This window comes from Rossellomorea aquimaris, assembly GCF_020171925.1.
Lineage (GTDB): Bacteria > Bacillota > Bacilli > Bacillales > Bacillaceae_B > Rossellomorea > Rossellomorea aquimaris_F.
The window spans coordinates 12,464-31,812 of the sequence record NZ_JAIVAR010000002.1 but is presented as its reverse complement, the minus strand read 5'-3'; the positions used below and the strand labels follow the sequence as shown (position 1 = coordinate 31,812).

At 45.1% G+C, this 19,349-nt stretch carries 19 protein-coding genes; 1 reads left to right on the top strand and 18 read right to left on the bottom strand.

The window, feature by feature from the left end:
- Window positions 1-175 precede the first annotated feature (175 nt).
- The 7 genes from LCM10_RS07860 to LCM10_RS07830 all read right to left on the bottom strand — a co-directional run bounded on the left by LCM10_RS07860 (window position 176) and on the right by LCM10_RS07830 (window position 6,727).
- Complete coding sequence (locus LCM10_RS07860; RefSeq protein ID WP_224875695.1) at window positions 176-2,239, bottom strand: methyl-accepting chemotaxis protein; 2,064 nt, start codon at window positions 2,237-2,239, stop codon at window positions 176-178.
- A 460-nt stretch (window positions 2,240-2,699) separates the two neighbouring features.
- Entirely contained in the window at window positions 2,700-2,936 is a 237-nt protein-coding gene (gene rpsR / locus LCM10_RS07855) for a 30S ribosomal protein S18 (protein ID WP_175989837.1), read from the bottom strand.
- Between the two features lie 42 nt (window positions 2,937-2,978).
- Entirely contained in the window at window positions 2,979-3,485 is a 507-nt protein-coding gene (ssb, locus tag LCM10_RS07850; protein WP_224875694.1) for a single-stranded DNA-binding protein, read from the bottom strand.
- 75 nt (window positions 3,486-3,560) lie between these two features.
- Window positions 3,561-3,848 carry a 30S ribosomal protein S6 gene (gene rpsF / locus LCM10_RS07845; protein ID WP_224875693.1) on the bottom strand — a complete coding sequence of 96 codons (288 nt, stop codon included), beginning with the start codon at window positions 3,846-3,848 and terminating at the stop codon, window positions 3,561-3,563.
- Between the two features lie 411 nt (window positions 3,849-4,259).
- A complete protein-coding gene (gene ychF, locus LCM10_RS07840; protein ID WP_224875692.1) occupies window positions 4,260-5,360 on the bottom strand; it encodes a redox-regulated ATPase YchF in 1,101 nt (366 codons plus the stop codon).
- Window positions 5,361-5,597: 237 nt separating this feature from the next.
- Window positions 5,598-5,795, bottom strand: coding sequence for a DUF951 domain-containing protein (locus LCM10_RS07835; protein WP_224875691.1), 198 nt, complete (start codon window positions 5,793-5,795; stop codon window positions 5,598-5,600).
- Window positions 5,796-5,806: 11 nt separating this feature from the next.
- Entirely contained in the window at window positions 5,807-6,727 is a 921-nt protein-coding gene (locus LCM10_RS07830; RefSeq protein WP_224875690.1) for a mechanosensitive ion channel family protein, read from the bottom strand.
- 329 nt (window positions 6,728-7,056) lie between these two features.
- Here LCM10_RS07830 and yyaC point away from each other — a divergent pair, with 329 nt between their 5' ends.
- Window positions 7,057-7,674, top strand: a complete 618-nt coding sequence (gene yyaC, locus LCM10_RS07825; RefSeq protein ID WP_224875689.1) for a spore protease YyaC — start codon at window positions 7,057-7,059, stop codon at window positions 7,672-7,674.
- A gap of 47 nt (window positions 7,675-7,721) precedes the next feature.
- Here the strand turns inward: yyaC and LCM10_RS07820 are convergent, their stop codons facing one another.
- The 11 genes from LCM10_RS07820 to rpmH all read right to left on the bottom strand — a co-directional run bounded on the left by LCM10_RS07820 (window position 7,722) and on the right by rpmH (window position 18,874).
- Window positions 7,722-8,435: a DUF554 domain-containing protein gene (locus tag LCM10_RS07820; RefSeq protein WP_224875688.1), complete on the bottom strand. Its 714-nt coding sequence runs from the start codon at window positions 8,433-8,435 to the stop codon at window positions 7,722-7,724.
- Between the two features lie 126 nt (window positions 8,436-8,561).
- Window positions 8,562-9,410, bottom strand: coding sequence for a ParB/RepB/Spo0J family partition protein (locus tag LCM10_RS07815; RefSeq protein WP_224875687.1), 849 nt, complete (start codon window positions 9,408-9,410; stop codon window positions 8,562-8,564).
- Window positions 9,403-10,164 carry a ParA family protein gene (locus tag LCM10_RS07810; RefSeq protein WP_224875686.1) on the bottom strand — a complete coding sequence of 254 codons (762 nt, stop codon included), beginning with the start codon at window positions 10,162-10,164 and terminating at the stop codon, window positions 9,403-9,405. The genes LCM10_RS07815 and LCM10_RS07810 overlap by 8 nt, the downstream gene beginning before the upstream one ends.
- A gap of 591 nt (window positions 10,165-10,755) precedes the next feature.
- Window positions 10,756-11,616, bottom strand: a complete 861-nt coding sequence (gene noc, locus LCM10_RS07805; protein ID WP_224875685.1) for a nucleoid occlusion protein — start codon at window positions 11,614-11,616, stop codon at window positions 10,756-10,758.
- 131 nt (window positions 11,617-11,747) lie between these two features.
- Complete coding sequence (gene rsmG, locus LCM10_RS07800) at window positions 11,748-12,464, bottom strand: 16S rRNA (guanine(527)-N(7))-methyltransferase RsmG (protein WP_224875684.1); 717 nt, start codon at window positions 12,462-12,464, stop codon at window positions 11,748-11,750.
- Window positions 12,465-12,483: 19 nt separating this feature from the next.
- Window positions 12,484-14,376 carry a tRNA uridine-5-carboxymethylaminomethyl(34) synthesis enzyme MnmG gene (gene mnmG, locus LCM10_RS07795; protein ID WP_224876376.1) on the bottom strand — a complete coding sequence of 631 codons (1,893 nt, stop codon included), beginning with the start codon at window positions 14,374-14,376 and terminating at the stop codon, window positions 12,484-12,486.
- A gap of 54 nt (window positions 14,377-14,430) precedes the next feature.
- Window positions 14,431-15,816 (bottom strand): tRNA uridine-5-carboxymethylaminomethyl(34) synthesis GTPase MnmE, encoded by a 1,386-nt coding sequence (mnmE, locus tag LCM10_RS07790; protein WP_224875683.1) that lies wholly within the window; start codon window positions 15,814-15,816, stop codon window positions 14,431-14,433.
- Window positions 15,817-16,630: 814 nt separating this feature from the next.
- Complete coding sequence (jag, locus tag LCM10_RS07785; protein WP_224875682.1) at window positions 16,631-17,248, bottom strand: RNA-binding cell elongation regulator Jag/EloR; 618 nt, start codon at window positions 17,246-17,248, stop codon at window positions 16,631-16,633.
- Window positions 17,245-18,030 (bottom strand): YidC family membrane integrase SpoIIIJ, encoded by a 786-nt coding sequence (spoIIIJ, locus tag LCM10_RS07780; protein WP_224875681.1) that lies wholly within the window; start codon window positions 18,028-18,030, stop codon window positions 17,245-17,247. The genes jag and spoIIIJ overlap by 4 nt, the downstream gene beginning before the upstream one ends.
- A gap of 230 nt (window positions 18,031-18,260) precedes the next feature.
- Complete coding sequence (rnpA, locus tag LCM10_RS07775; RefSeq protein WP_224875680.1) at window positions 18,261-18,632, bottom strand: ribonuclease P protein component; 372 nt, start codon at window positions 18,630-18,632, stop codon at window positions 18,261-18,263.
- Between the two features lie 107 nt (window positions 18,633-18,739).
- Window positions 18,740-18,874 (bottom strand): 50S ribosomal protein L34, encoded by a 135-nt coding sequence (rpmH, locus tag LCM10_RS07770; protein ID WP_224875679.1) that lies wholly within the window; start codon window positions 18,872-18,874, stop codon window positions 18,740-18,742.
- Between the last annotated feature and the right edge of the window lie 475 nt (window positions 18,875-19,349).

Here is a 19,349-nt window from a genome sequence, read left to right as displayed (position 1 = left end):
GATAATCATATCAATTTTAACGATGAATTTCATCTTAACCGCTTGTTTATACATCTTTCCCTTATTCAAAAAAATAAGCCCCGGCGTCATCCTTCTTACCATTAGTATATACTCCCTGCCAAAGGGAGTATTCCTTTTCTGGTCAATGAAGGATGATGCCGGGGCATCTCATGGCTTACTGAATTTTAAAACGCTCGATCGAATCCTGCAGCTCCTGGCTCAGGTCGGTCAGCTGTTCCGCTGCTTGCGTGACGGAATGAATCGCTCGTAGCTGCTCTTCTGAAGAAGCGTTCATCTCTTCGCACGAAGCCGACGTTTGTTCAGCGGTCGATGCCATCAATTGAATCACATTGACCACTTCATCTTTATCAAGATTGATCTGGCGGATTTGTTCATACATCTTCTCAATTTCATTTTGCATCGTTTTCATCAGGGCAGACGTTTGATCGAATACTTCATTCGTATTCTGGATGACCCCGAATTGAACTTCGAACGTTTCCTTCGTCTTGGCCATTTCATCGACTGCCTGATTGGACCCCTGCTGAATTTCATTGATCGTGCTCTTTACTTGCTCTGTGGCCCGTACAGACTGATCGGCAAGCTTCCTGACTTCGTCTGCCACCACGGCAAAGCCCTTACCATGTTCGCCAGCCCTCGCCGCTTCGATGCTTGCATTCAGTGCAAGCAGATTGGTCTGGGCGGATATGTCAGTGATCGTCTCCATCACCGACTCAATCGTCTTCACCTTCGATTCCAAGCTTCCGATCACTTTTTCCATGGAAGAAATATACTCGTTTGACGTGTGATACGCATTCACCAATTCTTTCACTTGGTGCATCCCGGTTTGGTTGATTTCATCCGCCTTGCCGGCCATGTCGGCCATCACTTTCGATTGATCATATACTTCATTGATCCGCGTACCGAGCAGCTCTGACTTCTGGTGTGCCTGTTCGGAATCCGAGGCTGACTGCTGTGCGCCATGAGCGATTTCACTGACGACCGTCGCCATTTCTTCACTCGACGCATTCGTTTCCTCTGAAACCGCACTCAGGCTTTCCGCTGATTGACGGACATTCCAGACCGATTCCTGAACGACCTTGAGTGTCCCCCTCATGCTTTCAATCATCTTGTTCAAATCGGCGGCAAGAAGGCCCGTCTCATCCTTCGACTTGATGGTTGTCTGGATGGAGAGATCACCCGTCGCCACTTCCGTCACCGTTTTCTGAAGCTGCTTGATCGGCTGGGTCATCTTATTCGATACAAACGCAACCATCACCAACATGACCACAAGCGCCGCTCCACCGGTTAAGATCAGCATGCGTTCGATTTCCTTCGACGATTGAAGTAAAGCGTCCCGCTCGTAGGCAGACCCCACTTTCCAATTCGTCTTAGGCACCGTATTGTAGACGAGGACCTTCTTCTCGCCGTCCAACTCATAATGAATCGTGCCTTCCTTCTTCTCCGAATCCAGCATCTTTTTAATGAACGGGAGGTCGGATAGATTCTCACCTCGCATTGTCGGATGGACAATCGCCGTTCCATCGAGTCCGAATAAGAACGGATATCCTTCATAACCTAGCTCCATATCGGCAACGCGATCAGTCAATCGAGTCAGATTCACATCCACACCAATGACACCGATGATTTTATTATCGGCCACCACCGCCTTGGACGCCGTGATGATATACTCCTCCGTCGCCGTATCGATGTAAGGCTCACTCCATACAACGCCTGATTTCGCATCCACCGCCGCTTTATACCAATCACGGCTTGTCGGGTCAAAGTCAGCCGGCAGATCGACCGCAGGAACAATCTTCAATTCCTTATTCGGAGATGCGACATAAATGGAAGTCGCCTCCTCATACAAGCCGAGATAATTGTTAAAATCCGACTGAATATCCGCATATAACTCCGTATCCTGTACTGCATCCGTCTCAGGATCAAGCTGCGCTTTCGAATAGTTCTTCAACACATTCGACACCGAATACTGATTCAGGCTCTTCTCATACTGCTCAAGAAAAAGCTGAACCGAACTATTCAGCTCCTTCACCACTCCCTGCGTCTGGCCGATCACCTGATTCTCCGTCTTCATCCTTGTCTGCCAGCCTGTGATCGCAATGATTGCGATCAGTGACGCAATAAATAGGATGGAGAAGACCATGATCAGCTTCGCCCTTATCGAGGATAGCTTCAGAGAGCCACTTTTGTGCCGTTTCTTCTTTTCTTTCTCTTTTTTCATTACAATACCCCCTAAACCTATACCTTTTCTCCTGTACTTTATCGACAGGTTTCGTCAAGGTTTAATAGGGTTTTGGGGAATGGACGGGGTATACAGTAGGACTATTTGACTATTTTAAGAGGGCGAGAAGCGGGCGTTGGTATTGGTGGCGGATTCGGTCTCGAAACGGGGTCTGATTGGGCCAAGGAGGAGGCACGGAGGCGATTTGATAATATAATTGGATTTTTGATAATAAAACCATTGTTTTTGATAATATCTTTCTAGTTTTGATAATATAACAACTTTCCACACCGTATACACCTGGTTTTTCATTAAAAATAGACAAGATAAGGTCTTAACATCAAGTAACTGCCAGTTTATCAGTTAAAAACCAATATAAATGATGAAAAACCTCTCTAAAAGATCCAAAAACGTCAAAAAAAGCAGCAAGGACAAAGTCCCTGCTGCTTTCACCGGTCAATTATTCACCGCTAACGTATGGAAGTAGTGCCATAGTACGAGCGCGCTTGATTGCACGAGTCAACTTACGTTGGTACTTAGCGTTAGTTCCAGTTACACGACGTGGAAGAATTTTTCCACGCTCAGAGATGAATTTCTTTAGAAGATCCACATCTTTGTAATCGATGTGAGTAATTCCGTTTGCTGTGAAGTAGCATACCTTACGGCGTCTACGTCCACCTCTACGTCCTCCTGCCATGTGATTCGCCTCCTATCATTTTGGATTATTCGTATCGTTCGTTTAGAATGGCAGATCATCATCAGAAATGTCGATCGGCTGACCGTCATTTGCAAATGGATCCTCATCTACACGTGTATAGTTATTGTTGTTGCGCTGTTGATTCTGATTCTGACTATAAGGATTTCCTTGGTCACGCTGACCTCCACCCGAATAGCCCGGACTTCCTCCACGATCGCCTTGGCTCGCATTTCGCGGTTCCAAGAATTGAACACTTTCCGCCACGACTTCCGTCATGAACACACGGCGTCCATCTTGTCCTTCGAAATTACGCGTCTGGATGCGACCGTCAACGCCAGCTAAGCTGCCTTTTTTAAGAAAGTTTGCTACATTCTCTGCAGGGCGACGCCATACAACGCAATTAATAAAATCTGCTTCACGTTCTCCTGATTGATTCGTAAAACTACGATTCACGGCAAGTGTGAACGATGCAACAGCCACTCCATTCGGAGTATATTTTAATTCAGGGTCTTTGGTTAAACGCCCTACTAATACAACTCGGTTCATCATCAGAATCAACCCCTTCCTTCTAGCATCCTATTCCTTAAGAAACAGGTAGAGAAGTTGTTTATTAAAACGTTCGGATTATTCTTCTTCTTTAACAACGATATGACGGATAATGTCGTCACTGATCTTAGCCAAACGATCGAATTCGTTAACGGCTTCAGTGTTAGCGTTCATTTTCACTAGTTGGTAGAAACCATCACGGAAATCGTTGATCTCATACGCTAAACGACGTTTACCCCAATCTTTTGACTCGATGATCTCCGCACCGTTTGTTGATAAAACGTTATCGAAACGCTCAACAACTGATTTCTTTGACTCTTCGTCAATGTTTGGGCGGACAATGTACATAACTTCGTACTTTCTCATCTGAATGTCACCTCCTCGTGGTCTATGCGGTCCTTTCTTTGTGAAAGGACAAGGAGCAATGCGTTCATTACTCACGAAATAAAATTATAGCATAGTATTTCTAGTATTGCAATATGCCGTAGGATTTCTGATAGATTTTATTAACATATGGTTTTAAATACCGCTATTGATTTCCGCGGGAGGCTTCGCTTTCCGCGGGCGAGCGGTGAGCCTCCTCGTCGCTGCGCTCCTGCGAGGTCTCAACTGTCTCGCTTTTCCCGCAGGAGTCTTCGCCTCCCACTCCAATCAATAGCTAGAATCGTTTTTAAATAACAGAACGTCAACGTATCCTAACAAAATACTACTTGCTGTCTAACCGAATAAATTATCCAAATAAAAAAGACCGGAGTCACCCCCGGCCTGTTAAAACTCTTATACATTAAAACGGAAGTGAATGACATCTCCGTCTTTTACTAGATATTCCTTACCTTCAAGGCGGACTTTTCCGGCTTCTTTGGCCGCTCCCATTGTTCCTGCTTCTACCAGGTCATCGTAGGATACGGTTTCGGCGCGGATGAAGCCTCTTTCGAAGTCGGAGTGGATGACTCCGGCACATTGAGGGGCTTTCATGCCTTCGCGGAATGTCCATGCGCGGACTTCCTGTACACCTGCCGTGAAATAAGTAGCAAGGCCTAGAAGGGAGTAGGTTGCGCGGATCAACTGATCAAGACCGGATTCTTCGATTCCAAGCTCTTGAAGGAACATCGCTTTCTCTTCATCGTCTAGCTCTGCGATTTCAGATTCGATCTTCGCACAAACAACGATGACTTCCGCGTTGTCTTCTTTTGCAAATTCACGAACTTGTTGAACGTATTCATTCTCAGAAGGATCGGCAATTTCATCTTCGCTTACGTTCGCCACGTATAGGACCGGCTTTGATGTAAGAAGGTGAAGTTGCTTCACAAGCTTCGCTTGCTCTTCGGAGAATTCAACCGTACGTGCAGGTTGCTCTGCTTCAAGGACCTCTTTCAGTTTCACGAGGATTTCATGCTCGAATACCGCTTCTTTATCTTTTTGCTTGGCCATCTTCTGAACGCGCGCAAGACGCTTATCGACCGTTTCAAGATCGGCAAGGATCAATTCAAGGTTGATGACTTCGATATCCGCGATCGGATCCACTTTTCCGGCTACGTGCGTGATATTGTCATCTGCGAAACAGCGGACAACCTGACAGATCGCATCGACCTGGCGGATATGGGAAAGGAATTTATTCCCTAGTCCTTCACCTTTACTTGCCCCTTTGACGATTCCTGCGATATCAGTGAATTCAAAAGCCGTAGGGACGGTTTTCTTCGGATCCACGAGTTCAGTTAATTTATCTAAACGGTGATCAGGCACCTCAACAATGCCCACGTTCGGATCGATTGTACAGAAAGGATAGTTAGCAGATTCTGCTCCTGCTTTCGTGATTGCGTTAAAAAGCGTTGATTTACCAACGTTCGGCAGCCCAACGATACCAGCTGTCAATGCCATATTCGGTCACTCCTCATTATTGTTCTTATCTATGAAAAATCGTGATTGATGATACTACTTCTAAATGGTCGAACCCTTCACAATTATAGAGATAATGGCGCAAAAAGACAAGTAGCCGTTATCGGTGCAGCGAAATGAAAAAAGACACCCTCCGTCATGAGAAAGGTGCCTGATAAAGATGAGCGCAGGACAGTCAAAAGGATTACGCCATAAGGGATATGGGTATGAAAGTAGTAACTATTCCTGAGAAGTCTCGAGAACTTTTTTCATTTTTTTCGTGAATTCCCTTCTTGGGATCATCACGCTGTGTCCGCAGCCAACGCATTTGATACGGATATCCATTCCCAGCCGGATGACCTTCCAGCGGTTTGTCCCACAAGGGTGAGGCTTTTTCATTTCTACGATATCATTCAGTTGAAATGTCTTTTGCTCCATTTGCCTTCCTCCTATTGCTCGAATTCTCTTTTCTTTTCATTAACGGGCAGTGCCTCATTCTCTTCTGTTCTCGAATACATTACCATTCGAGGGAATGGAATTTCAATGCCGTGCTTATCGAGGATCAGCTTCACATCTTTGCGGATCATCCTGGCGATATACCAGTGCCTCATCGGGACGGTCTCCGCCACGATGCGGATCACCACGTCGGAAGCACCGAGTGTCTGGACACCCAATAGTTCAGGTGGATTCACGAGATCCTCGTATTTTTGTGGAAGGGTGATCAATAGGTCCTGAATGACTTGTTCAGCTTCTTCAATGTTCTCCTCATAGGCGATACTGACATCGACGACGGCAATACTATTATGGATGGAGTAGTTCGTCACTTCGGTGATGTTCCCATTCGGGAAAATATGAAGTTCCCCGGTCCAACTTTTGATTTTCGTCGTGCGAAGACCGATTTCTTCGACATTCCCTTCGGCTGAACCGATCCGGACATAGTCACCGACCGAGAACTGATCTTCAAAGATGATGAAGAAACCGGTGATGATGTCGCGTACAAGGTTCTGCGCACCGAAACCGATGGCGAGACCGACGATCCCGGCACCCGCGATCAGTCCTTTGATATCGATGCCGATCGTAGAAAGGATGGTCATCAAACTGATGAAATACACCACATATGCCAGCACATTTTCAAGCAGCTTCAAAAGCGTCGCTTCACGGCGCTGTGAGAATTTAAGCGGTGCCTTCGAACGCACCCTGAATACATTCCGGATCGCCGTACGGCCGAGCTTCAACGCAATGTATGTAATCAGCAAGATGGCGACGATTTTGATCGCCCCTTGCCCAAGATCGATCCACATCTGATTATCAATCAATTTATCAAAGGCTTTATTTGCCTGATCTTCAAATTCAGCTTTTGTATCATTCATAAGTTCATTCACCAACTCCATATACTGAGTAATCTTATTCTAACAAGTTTCCCTATGCTTGGGTAGTTCTAACCTACATGGCAAGAATAATAGCGAAATTTTTTATTTTATGAAAAATGGCCCGGTCTTATGTATGAAAAAACGAATTCGTCCGTATACTGTTAAAAAGAAATCGTAGGGCAACCTCGAGTGCCCAGCCTTCTCGCAAAATGGAGTCGATTCATTTATGTATTCGTCCCGATGGGAAAATAGGTTTATAAACCTGACCGTCAGCGCGTATTCCCAATATACATGTTCCTGCAAACCTACTATTCAAAGGAGTGGAAGTCATGAATATAAAAAAAGGATTATTTGAACGGAAATCCGAACCATTCAGGGTCTATCATCAAGATGAGCATGCAGCCAGGGATCTTTCTGTTCAACTATCCACCATGCTTCCGACTCTCTATCGTACTCGTCCGATTGTGTTCGTATGCATCGGGACGGATCGTTCAACGGGGGATTCATTAGGTCCTCTGGTGGGCTCCCTTCTGGAAGAACAGACGATGGGGATTTTCCATGTATACGGGACCTTGGATGATCCGATCCATGCCGTCAACCTTGAAGAAAAAATGCGGGAGATTGGTAAAAAGCACGTGAATCCCTTTATCATCGGGATTGATGCCTGCCTCGGAAGATTGAAAAGCGTCGGGGCGATCCAACTGAGCAACGGACCTTTAAAGCCGGGTGCAGGTGTCAACAAAGAACTTCCGGAGGTCGGGGTCATGCATCTGACAGGAATCGTCAATGTCAGTGGATTCATGGAATTCTTTGTCCTTCAGAATACACGATTGAACCTCGTGATGAAGATGGCGAAAACGATGGTGGAAGCGATCGTGCTAGCCGAAGAAATCATCGAACGCCGTAATGCCGTAAATATTGAAAAATGGAGAGAAGAACTCCATTGATATAAGAAAAACGGGAGTGCTGCCACTCCCGTTTTTTCATGTTCAAATCAACTATATAGTTGGGTTGCGTGGATGACTCCGATCACCATCGCCACCACCACGATTCCAGGTAACAAGTTGGCTACTCGTATCTTTGTCACACCGAGCAGGTTGAGTCCGATCGCGAAAATCATGATACCGCCCGTAGACGTCATCTCGACGATATAAGCATCCATCAATTCCTGAGGGACCCACTGGTGGATTTGAGTGGCAAACAAGGCAATCAACCCTTGATACAGCATGACCGGGACTGCAGAGAACATGACGCCGATCCCGAGCGTCGTCGTTAAAATCAAGGATGTGAATCCATCAATGATCGACTTTGTATAAAGGACATCGTGATCGCCGCGTATACCGCTGTCAAGGGCTCCAATCACGGCCATTGCCCCGATTACGAAGATGAGGGTCGCCGTAACAAACCCTTGCGAGATACTCGTTTCCTTTTTGCTTCCGAGTTTTTTCTCGAGCCATGTCCCGACTTCGTTCAGCTTATCTTCGAGATTCATCCACTCCCCCCATGCTGCACCGAGAGCAAGCGAAATGATGACGACCAGGAAGTTTTCACTTTTGAGTCCCATTTGCAACCCAAGGACCACCACCGCCAATCCGATGGCCTTCATCACCGTTCCCTTCATATTTTCTGGGATGCGGTGAAGAAAGATTCCGAGCACTGTGCCAATCACAATACAGATTCCATTAACGATCGTTCCTAATAGTACCATACCTTTTCCCCTTATCCAGACTAGCGTCTTTCTTCTTTTTATGTACATGACAGTTGAGTAAAAAAGGGAAGAGGACTGACCATCAATATAGAAGGCAGCCCTTTTATTAGATCATCTATTCTCTTTTTACCGATCCTGCAATAACTCCAGAATCCGATCCAAATCTTCTTTCGAGAAAAATTCAAGCTCGATTTTCCCTTTTTTCTTGGACTGTTTAATCGTCACGGTTGTACCGAAACGCTCACGCAGCATGCTTTCTTGTTCTTTAATGAATACATCTTTGTTCGATTCCGGTTTCTTTGTTTCACGTGAAACATTCCCGTTCATCTCACCGACGATTTTTTCGAGCTGTCTGACGTTCAGTGATTCTTTGAGGATGCGATTCACCAGTGCCGATAGGTTCTTCTTATTCTTCAGCCCAAGAAGTGCCCGGCCATGCCCCATCGTCAATTTCCCTTCCGAAATCAATTCCTGGATAGGTTGAGGCAATGAAAGGAGACGGATATGGTTGGCAATATGCGGCCGACTTTTTCCGAGGCGCTTTGCCACTTCCTCCTGGGTGATCTTCAGCTTATCCATCAGCAACTGATATGCCGCCGCTTCCTCGATCGGGGTCAAATCTTCCCGCTGAAGGTTTTCCAACACGGCAAGTTCCATCATCTGCTGTTCATTCAATTCACGGACAACGACAGGCACAGTTTCAAGCTTCGCAGCCGTCGCTGCTCGATAGCGTCGTTCACCTACGACGATTTCATAGCCTTTAATGGTTTTCCTGACAATGATCGGCTGAAGGATCCCGTGTTCAAGGATCGATTCCTTTAATTCTTCGATTGCAGCAGGGTCAAAGATTTTCCGTGGTTGATAAGGATTCGGGCGTATGTCCTTCAGCTTCACTTCTTGAACGTTTTCTTCATTCTGAGTGGTTTGTACATTTTGAAAGAGGGCGTTAATGCCCTTCCCTAAACCTTTAGCCATTCGCCACCACTTCCTTTGCCAATTCTAAATACACTTCCGCTCCCCTGGATTTTGCATCATAGATGATGATGGGTTCACCGTGACTCGGTGCTTCACTCAAGCGGACATTACGCGGGATGATTGTGCGATATACCTTATCTTGAAAATACTTTTTCACTTCTTCGATTACTTGGATCCCAAGATTGGTCCGGGCATCAAGCATCGTTAAGAGTACACCGTCGATCATCAAGTCATGATTGAGGTGTTTCTGGACCAGGCGGACGGTGCTTAACAGCTGACTCAATCCTTCCAGTGCGTAATATTCACACTGAACGGGGATCACGACAGCGTCGGAAGCCGTCAACGCGTTAATGGTCAAAAGCCCAAGAGACGGAGGGCAGTCAATAATGATATAGTCAAACTCTTCTTTTACTTTTTCCAAAGCTTTCTTCAATCGTACTTCACGAGAGATGGTGGGGACGAGTTCAATTTCGGCTCCCGCCAATGAAATGGTTGCAGGCACAATCGACAAATTCTCTACTTTCGATTGCTTGATCGTGTCCATCACATCGACATCATCGACTAACACGTCGTAGATGCATTGCTGAACATCACCTTTTTCCACTCCAACACCGCTCGTGGCATTTCCTTGGGGATCGATATCGACAAGCAGCACTTTCTGTCCTATGTATGCCAAGCACGCACCCAGATTGACAGATGTGGTCGTTTTACCCACGCCGCCTTTTTGGTTGGTCACCGCTATAATTCTTCCCAAGGTTGTCACCTACCTTTTGACGTCCAAGTATGGTCGTTTTTTCTCCACAGTATTCTTCTATTCTATCAAAATTCGGGGAAGAATGTCTGTTTCTTTTTTTGAAAATATTGAAAGCTCATTCGGAACATTCCTGTCTTCCTTAGAAGCCAAGGAAAACATTGGTGAAATTTGTCATATTTCCGTGGAAATTATTTTTCTGTCCTCATTAATAAGTGAAGGGATGATCATTGACCGTTCCTTACGTTGGGTGTAACTCACAAATATTCTATTTGTTTTATATAAGTGATTATATCCTTTAAATCACCACTCGATATTGATGGCTCTTCAATGTGTCTTACTCATTTTTAAGAGCTCACACAGTTCCCACCGGTTACAGCTGTTGGTTGGAGTGAAAGACGAAGACTCCTGCGGGAGAAGTGGCCCATGTGAGACCCCGCAGGAGCGTAGCGACGAGGAGGCTCACGGGTCACCCGCGGAAACGAAGTCTTTCACGGAAACCAACAGCGTGATGTACAGGACAATCATGAATACTTTTCGTAAAAGTAAAAAAAGCAAGAAACAATCTATCTCTGTTTCTCGCTTTTTATGAATCTATTTCTTTTTAGGAATGCGGATGGTAAATTGATAGAATTCGTCGTGCTCTTCTTCCTCGGCGTTGAGGTTGATGCCGCTGTCGGACACCATGGAGAGCGATTGACGGATTGTATTGACGGCGATACGCATGTCCTTTGAAAAAGCTTTGCGCCTCGGCTTCGGTTTCGGTGCGGAGCCTTCCTGCATTTTCACGACTCTGTCCTCTGTTTGTTTGACATTGAGGTTTTTCTCAATGATTTCTCCGAGCAGCTGGATCTGTTTCTCGGGATTTTTCAGAGGGATGAGCGCACGTGCATGCCGTTCAGTGATCTTCTTATCCAATAATGCATGATGGATTTCTTCAGGAAGCTTTAGGAGACGAAGCTTATTTGCCACCGTTGACTGTCCTTTTCCTAAGCGCTGAGCAAGTGCTTCCTGTGTCAGGTTATGCAATTCGAGCAGCTTCCCGTACGCGATCGCTTCTTCAATGGGGGAAAGCTCTTCCCTTTGCAGGTTTTCGATCAAAGCGACTGAAGCCGTTTCAGTATCGCTGAGATTTTTGACGATGGCCGGAACGGTTTCCCAGCCGAGCTTTTGTACTGCTCGATACCGTCGTTCCCCTGCAATGATTTCATACTGATCAACATCCGCCTGCCTGACGACAATCGGCTGGATGATGCCATGTGTGTGTATCGTTCTGGATAGCTCTTCTATCTTTTCATCATTGAAGACGGTTCTTGGTTGAAAGCGATTAGGAACGATTTGAGCTACCGGTATTTTCTTAACCTCATCTCGGTCTTCCACTACACTTGATTCTTCAGATTCAACATCTTGCTCCTTTTCACCTAGGCCAAAAAAACGAGAGAAAGGATGCTTCATCTTCCTACACCACCTTTAAGAAACTCCCTATAATAGTATTCTTTACACGATGACAAGTTCCTGCCTCGTATCGACAAATCCCCACGGACCAGTATACCAGAGTGATGAGGTACTGGATCCGGGGTCCACTCTTATTCTAGCGGCAATTTATTTGGGGTACCCGGTTTTCTCGGGTATTTTTTAGGTGTTTCTTTTACTTTTTTGATCTTGACGATATTGCGTTCACTTTCTTCTTCTGGAAGGACAAATGAATATACTTTTTCGGTTTGTCCCCCAAGGGTCGCGACTGCTTTCTTCCCGACGTTCAATTCTTCATTTGCGTTGGATGCTTTCATCGCGACGAAATATCCATCTTTTTTCACAAGCGGGAGACAGAGTTCACTTAAGACTGACATTCTGGCAACTGCCCTTGCCGTGACGAGATCATATGTCTCACGATGCTCCTTCTTCTTGCCGAACGTCTCTGCCCGGTCATGGAAGAAGTGTGTATTCGTAAGTCCCAATTCGTTTGATAAATGATTCAGGAATGTGATGCGCTTGTTCAATGAATCGACGATGGATATATGTAAATGAGGGAAACAGATCTTAAGCGGGATGCTTGGGAATCCTGCACCTGCTCCTACGTCACATATTGTTTTCACTTCGCTGAAATCAATGAAGAATGCTGCACTGATTGAATCATAGAAGTGCTTTAGATAGACTTCTTCCTTATCGGTGATCGCGGTCAGGTTCATCTTCTCGTTCCACTCGACAAGGATTTCATAGTATCGCTCGAATTGATCTAATTGGGAGGGAGAAAGGGAGATCCCCTTCTCCTCGAGCATGGATTGGAATTGGTCTATATTCATTGTATAACCCTACCTTTATCTATTGGTCGCCTGAAACCTTCGCAATTTTCCCTTGTTCGATATAAACAAGCAGGATCGAGATGTCGGCAGGATTGACTCCTGAAATCCTTGACGCCTGCGCCAGGGAAAGAGGACGGACTTCGATCAGTTTCTGCCTTGCTTCCGAAGCCAACCCGCTGATTGCTTCGTAATCGATGTTCTCAGGGATTTTCTTGTTTTCCATCTTCTTCAGTTTATCGACTTGTTGAAGGGATTTTTCAATATAGCCCTCATATTTCACTTGGATTTCAACCTGCTCTTCCACATCGGCAGTCAGCTCGGTCTCACTTGGTACAAGTCGCTTGATATGGCTGTAATTCATTTCAGGGCGCTTCAATAGATCGATCGCCAGGATCCCGTCCTTCAACTCACTTCCGCCTGCTTCGCGGATGACGGCCTGCGTTTCTTCGACAGGCTTGATCCGGATGCTTCCGAGACGCTCTTTCTCCGCTTCAATCGCTTCTTTCTTGGCCGTGAAACGTTCGAATCTTTCCTCGGAAATCAAGCCGATGCGTTTTCCGATGTCCGTCAGACGGAGATCTGCGTTATCGTGACGGAGTAATAATCGATATTCCGCACGGGAAGTCAGTAAGCGATACGGCTCATTTGTACCCTTCGTGACAAGATCGTCGATCAATACACCGATATAGGCATCGGAGCGGCTCAAGATGACCTCTTCTTTATCAAGGGCACGGCATGCAGCGTTGATCCCGGCCATCAGACCTTGACCTGCAGCTTCTTCATATCCGGACGTCCCGTTGATCTGGCCTGCAGTGTAAAGGCCCTTGATCTTTTTCGTTTCGAGTGTCGGCCACAATTGCGTCGGCACGATTGAATCGTACTCGATGGCATAACCGGCACGCATCATCTGTACTTTTTCAAGGCCAGGAATGGTAGAAAGGATTTTCTGTTGTACGTCTTCTGGAAGACTTGTCGATAACCCTTGGACATAGACTTCCTGCGTGTTCCTTCCTTCCGGCTCAAGGAAAATTTGATGACGGGGCTTGTCATGGAATCGGACGACTTTATCTTCAATGGACGGACAATAACGAGGCCCTGTCCCTTTTATCATACCTGAATACATCGGCGAACGATGTAGATTATCGTCGATTAGTTTATGAGTTTCTTCGTTTGTGTACGTCAGCCAGCATGGCAGCTGATCCGTGATATATTTCGTTGTTTCATAACTGAAAGCGCGTGGTACATCATCACCCGGCTGGATTTCGGTTTTCGAATAGTCGATTGATGAGCTGTTCACACGCGGCGGCGTACCGGTCTTGAAACGGACAGTATCAAAGCCGAGCTCGCGAAGATGATCCGCTAGTCGGATGGATGGCTGCTGATTATTCGGACCGCTTGAATATTTCAAGTCTCCAAGAATGATTTCACCGCGCAGGAATGTCCCGGTTGTGATGACGACCGTTTTCGCCCGATAGGCGGCACCGGTCATGGTCACGACCCCTTTGCATTCACCGTCTTCGACAATCAATTCCTCGACCATTCCTTGAAGTAGGGTCAGGTTCTCTTGATTTTCAAGCGTGCTCTTCATTTCATTCTGATAAAGGAATTTATCTGCCTGTGCCCTTAAAGCACGAACGGCAGGTCCCTTCCCTGTATTCAACATCCTCATTTGGATATGCGTTTTATCAATATTACGACCCATCTCGCCACCGAGTGCGTCGATTTCACGCACCACGATTCCTTTTGCCGGACCACCGACGGATGGATTACAAGGCATAAAGGCAACCATATCTAGATTGATGGTCACCATTAACGTTTTCGCTCCCATACGGGCAGAAGCGAGTCCTGCTTCGACACCAGCATGTCCAGCACCAATGACAATGACATCATATTGTCCTGCGTCATATTGCATGGTCAATTGTTTCCTCCTTGAAGGACGGGATCTCCCATCCTGATAAATTTATGTTTATTTCCCTAGGCAGAATTGAGAAAATAACTGGTCAATCAGGCTTTCATGGACACTTTCACCAATGATTTCACCTAATAACTCCCACGTTCTTGTCAAATCGATCTGGGCGATGTCGATCGGAGTTCCCATTTCTACACTATTGATGGCTTCGTTGATGGCATCGGATGCCTGATTCAACAATGCAATGTGGCGGCTGTTCGAAACATAGGTGATGTCCCCAGCTTCGATCGAACCTGCAAAGAAGAGGGATGAAATGGCTTCTTCCAGTTCATCGATCCCTTCCTCCTCAAGTAAAGCCGTCGTTACAAGCGGATGCTCCTTTGCTAGCTCCCGCACTTTATCCATATCGATCTTGCGTTCAAGATCCGTCTTATTCACGATCACGATGACATCCATGCCCCTCACTGCTTCGAAAAGCTGCTCATCTTCATGAGTCAGTTCATCCGCATGATTCAGGACTAGAAGGATAAGATCCGCTTCCTTCAACACTTGTCGGGACCTTTCCACACCGATCCGCTCAACGATATCTTCCGTTTCACGGATCCCTGCCGTATCGACAAGGCGGAGCGGCACCCCGCGTACATTCACGTATTCCTCGATAACATCCCGGGTCGTACCCGGAATATCGGTCACAATCGCTTTATTTTCATGAACAAGGCTATTCAATAATGAAGATTTACCAACGTTCGGACGTCCGATGATGACGGTGGATAGCCCTTCCCGCAGAATCTTCCCTTGTTCGGATGTCCTGATCAGTTTATCGAGTTCATCACGTACATGCCTTGATTTCTCCATCAAGACATCATGCGTCATCTCTTCGACATCATCATATTCAGGATAATCGATATTCACCTCGACGTGAGCAAGGGTCTCCAGGATCTCCTGACGCAGCTTCCTGATCAAATTGGATAGGCGACCTTCCATTTGATTCAATGCGACATTCATCGCTCTATCGGTTTTCGCCCGGATCAAATCCATGACGGCCTCCGCCTGCGATAAGTCGATCCGTCCGTTCAGGAACGCCCTCTTCGTAAATTCACCGGGTTCCGCCAATCTTGCTCCGTGCTTAAGGACGAGCTGAAGTACCTTATTCACAGAGACAAGGCCTCCATGGCAATTGATTTCAACGATATCTTCACGGGTAAATGTTTTCGGTCCCTTCATGACTGAAACCATCACTTCCTCGACAACCTGGTCGGTACCCGGATCGATGATATGTCCGTAATGAATCGTATGGGAATCGAATTCCTTCATCGACTTCCCCTTCATCCCCCGGAACACTTTCGCACCGATATCGAAGGCTTCATCCCCACTCAAACGGACGATGGCGATCGCCCCCTCACCCATCGGTGTCGAAATCGCTGCAATAGTATCAAATTCCATTCTTATCACCTCTCTTTTTTGTCTAGTTGAAATTTATATGAACGAATGAAATTTAAATGAGTATAGTTACCCCAAATTATTAGAATATCACAAAGCCTTTTAAATCAAAAGAATGTAGTTTTTTCACGCTTGTGATTATCCACAGGTAATTTATATGATCTCTATTATTTTAACTTATCCACATGTGAATAACAATAAACCGGGTTAAAAAGGAATATCCACAAGGAGGGTGGGAGGATTTCTATGGGGACGTTTTCTGGAGGAGTTATTTTGCAGTGGTGAGTTTTGGGGTTAGTAAGGGGCGGCCATCAATGTCGGAGGTTTATTTTGGGGGAATTGAGTGGGAGATTGGTTTTGGAACGATGTTTCTGAACAGATAGGAAATAAATTTGTTTTGGAACGATGTTGTAGTGATGAATCGAATGGGAATTTTGTTTTGAAACGATATTTTTTGGCTAAATTGAGGCAAAAACCAGCGTTTGAAGGTCGTTTTTAAATGTATTGAGGGAAAAACTAGCGATCGAGCTCCGTTTTTGATGAAAGTAGTCTCTATGAACACTAATTTGAGAGGTTTTATTCTTCATGAGGTCGATTTATTATCAAAAACTGTGGTTTTTTTATCAAAAATCCAAATATATTATCAAAAGGGGGAAGTTTATTATCAAAAATACGATTTTATTATCAAAACCGACATTCCGACATTAACTAACAAATTCCGCAGGCCACACGCCACGCCCACGCCCCGAACATACCGCATCCACCTCATCAACCAAAAAAAGACGATCCCTCCAAAAGGAATCGTCTCCACCAACGCTTATTTCGGTGCGATCACAATATACCGGTTCGGTTCCCTGCCCTCGGAATAAGTGTCCACTTTTTTCGCATGTACCAATGCGGAGTGGATCACTTTCCTTTCATAAGAAGGCATCGGTTCCAATGAAACGGGGCGGTTCGTTCGAAGCGCTTTGTCGGCAAGTCGCTCTGCCAGGTTGGTCAATGTTTGGCGGCGGCGCTCCCGATAGTTTTCTGCATCCAACAGGATGGTAAGGAACTGATCGGAAACTTTGTTCGCGGCGAGTTGCGTCAAATGCTGAAGGGCATTCAAGGTTTGTCCCCTTTTCCCGATCAACAGTGCCATTTTTTCACCGGACAAACTGAATTCGACATCTCTTCCATTCTGTTTGACTTCAACGGAAGCTTCCACGCCCATTTCTCGGGCCACCGAGATGAGGAAGTTTTTCGCTTCCTCGACCGGGTTGATGGCTTTTGTCACCTGAACGACTGCCGGTCTTCCACCGAATAGGCCGAACAGGCTTTTTTTACCTTGATCTAACACTTGAATTTCTGCTTCTTCTTTGGTGATGTTCAGTTGAGACAAGGCTGATTCAATGGCTTCTTCAACCGTTTGACCAGTCGCTTTCACTTCTCTCACTTTTTCTTTCCTCCCGAACCACCAGCTTTGGCTTTCGCCGCTTGTACTTCCCTGATATCCGGACCTTTGATGAAGTACGTTTGAACGATCATGAAGATATTACCGATTACCCAGTACAATGCAAGGGCTGACGGGAAGTTGATGGCAAAGATCACGATCATCACCGGCATGATGTAAAGCATCATTGCCATTTGAGGATTTTGATCTGCCGTACCAGCCATCATCAGCTTTTGCTGGATGAACGTTGTAATACCGGCCACAACGGCTAAGATAATATCTCTTTCACCGAGGTCGAACCAAAGGAAATTATGTTCTGCAATTTCTCTCGTACGAACGATTGAATGGTAAAAACCGATCAGGATCGGCATTTGGACGATCAGTGGGAAACATCCCGCTAAAGGATTGACCCCATGAGATTGGAACAATGCCATTGTTTCCTGTTGTAATTTTTGTTGAGTTTGAGCATCTTTGGAACTGTATTTTTCACGCAGCTTTTTCATTTCCGGCTGCAATGCCTGCATGGCTTTAGAATTTTTCGTTTGTTTGATCATTAAAGGTAAGATGGCTAAACGGATGATCAACGTTACGATGATGATGGCCAAACCGTAAGAACCGTTGAACCAATCTGCAACCATCGTGATTAATTGTGATAGCGGCCAAACGATATATTCATTCCAGAACCCTGTACTTTCAGGTGTTATGGGCTGATTATATTCCGAACAGCCTGATAAAAGTGCCATTAGCCCAATAATTGCCATAAGGGCTATCATTCTCTTTTTCACCCTAATTTTCCTCCCAACTAATATGTTCTGCTGGACTCCTTTCATATATGTTTCTGTCATTACGTGAAATCACTCGTAAAGTCCGGCAACTTTATATGAAAAAAAAAGAGTCTCTACTAATAGTCAAGGACATGTCCCCTTAACACGCTTACAAAAGTGCAATCTCTCGTATTGTAACATCTTTTCAAAGTCTTGTGATGTTGAAACATGTCTAAATTATAAATACTTTTTTACTTTTTCCTATCATTTTTGCCAATAGAAGACTTTTTCAATACTTTCCCTCTTTTTAAAACATGGGTAAGACTGCTTTTTACTTCATGGTAATTCATATCGGCCGCCGGTTTTCTGGCGATGATCAAATAATCGTGCTGATCTTGAATGTCTTCACGCAGCTCAAGGAAAGCCTGCCTCACATACCGTTTGATTTGGTTCCGGCAAACGGCATTCCCGATTTTCTTGCTAACGGAGATCCCGATCCGGAAAGGCTGGTCTTCTTGCTGCTTTAAGGAATAAAGAACAAATTGCCTGTTTGCAAATGATGTTCCTCGTTTAAATATCTCTTGAAATTCTTTGTTTTTCTTCACTCTTTGTTCTTTACGCATAAGCCACACCTATTTTTTGGTTTTTCCATAAGTCTTTCATTTATTTAAAGATCTTAATCATTATGTCCAGTTACTAGAAAAAAAGACCACTGAGTCAGTTCAGTGGTCTAAGCAGATAATACTTTTCTTCCTTTAGCACGACGACGAGCTAAAACTCTACGTCCGTTTTTAGAGCTCATACGTGCACGGAAACCGTGTACTTTACTTCTTTTACGTTTATTTGGTTGAAACGTTCTTTTCATCTATTGACACCTCCCTGAAGGGTTCATCTTCATAAGTTAAAGACATTCTCCACTATTATAAAGACGACAACCATAAAAAGTCAACACTCTGATCATTTTATTTTTGGATATCTAAAATTTGCTAGTTATTTGGTTTACTTTTTAAAAACGGTTAGCTCCTACGATCACTAACCGTTCAATTGCGCTCCAGGCATTTGCTTTCCGCGGGTAAGAATTCGAGATCCGAGACTAGCACATAGCTGTCATGATTTTTATTCCACATCTAATAGGGTCTGATTAAAAGAGAAAATCTTTCTACTTTTATTAGTAGTGACAATTTATAATACCGCTGTTGATTTCCTAACTCTGCAAGCGGTCATCCCCTAAAATTTTATAATAATTTCTACAAGACTAATCTTCATTTTCTATAATGAAGTCCTTCTTAAGCAATTTAATGCAGAAAAATACAAGTTAACTGTGAGAAATCATTCCTTAG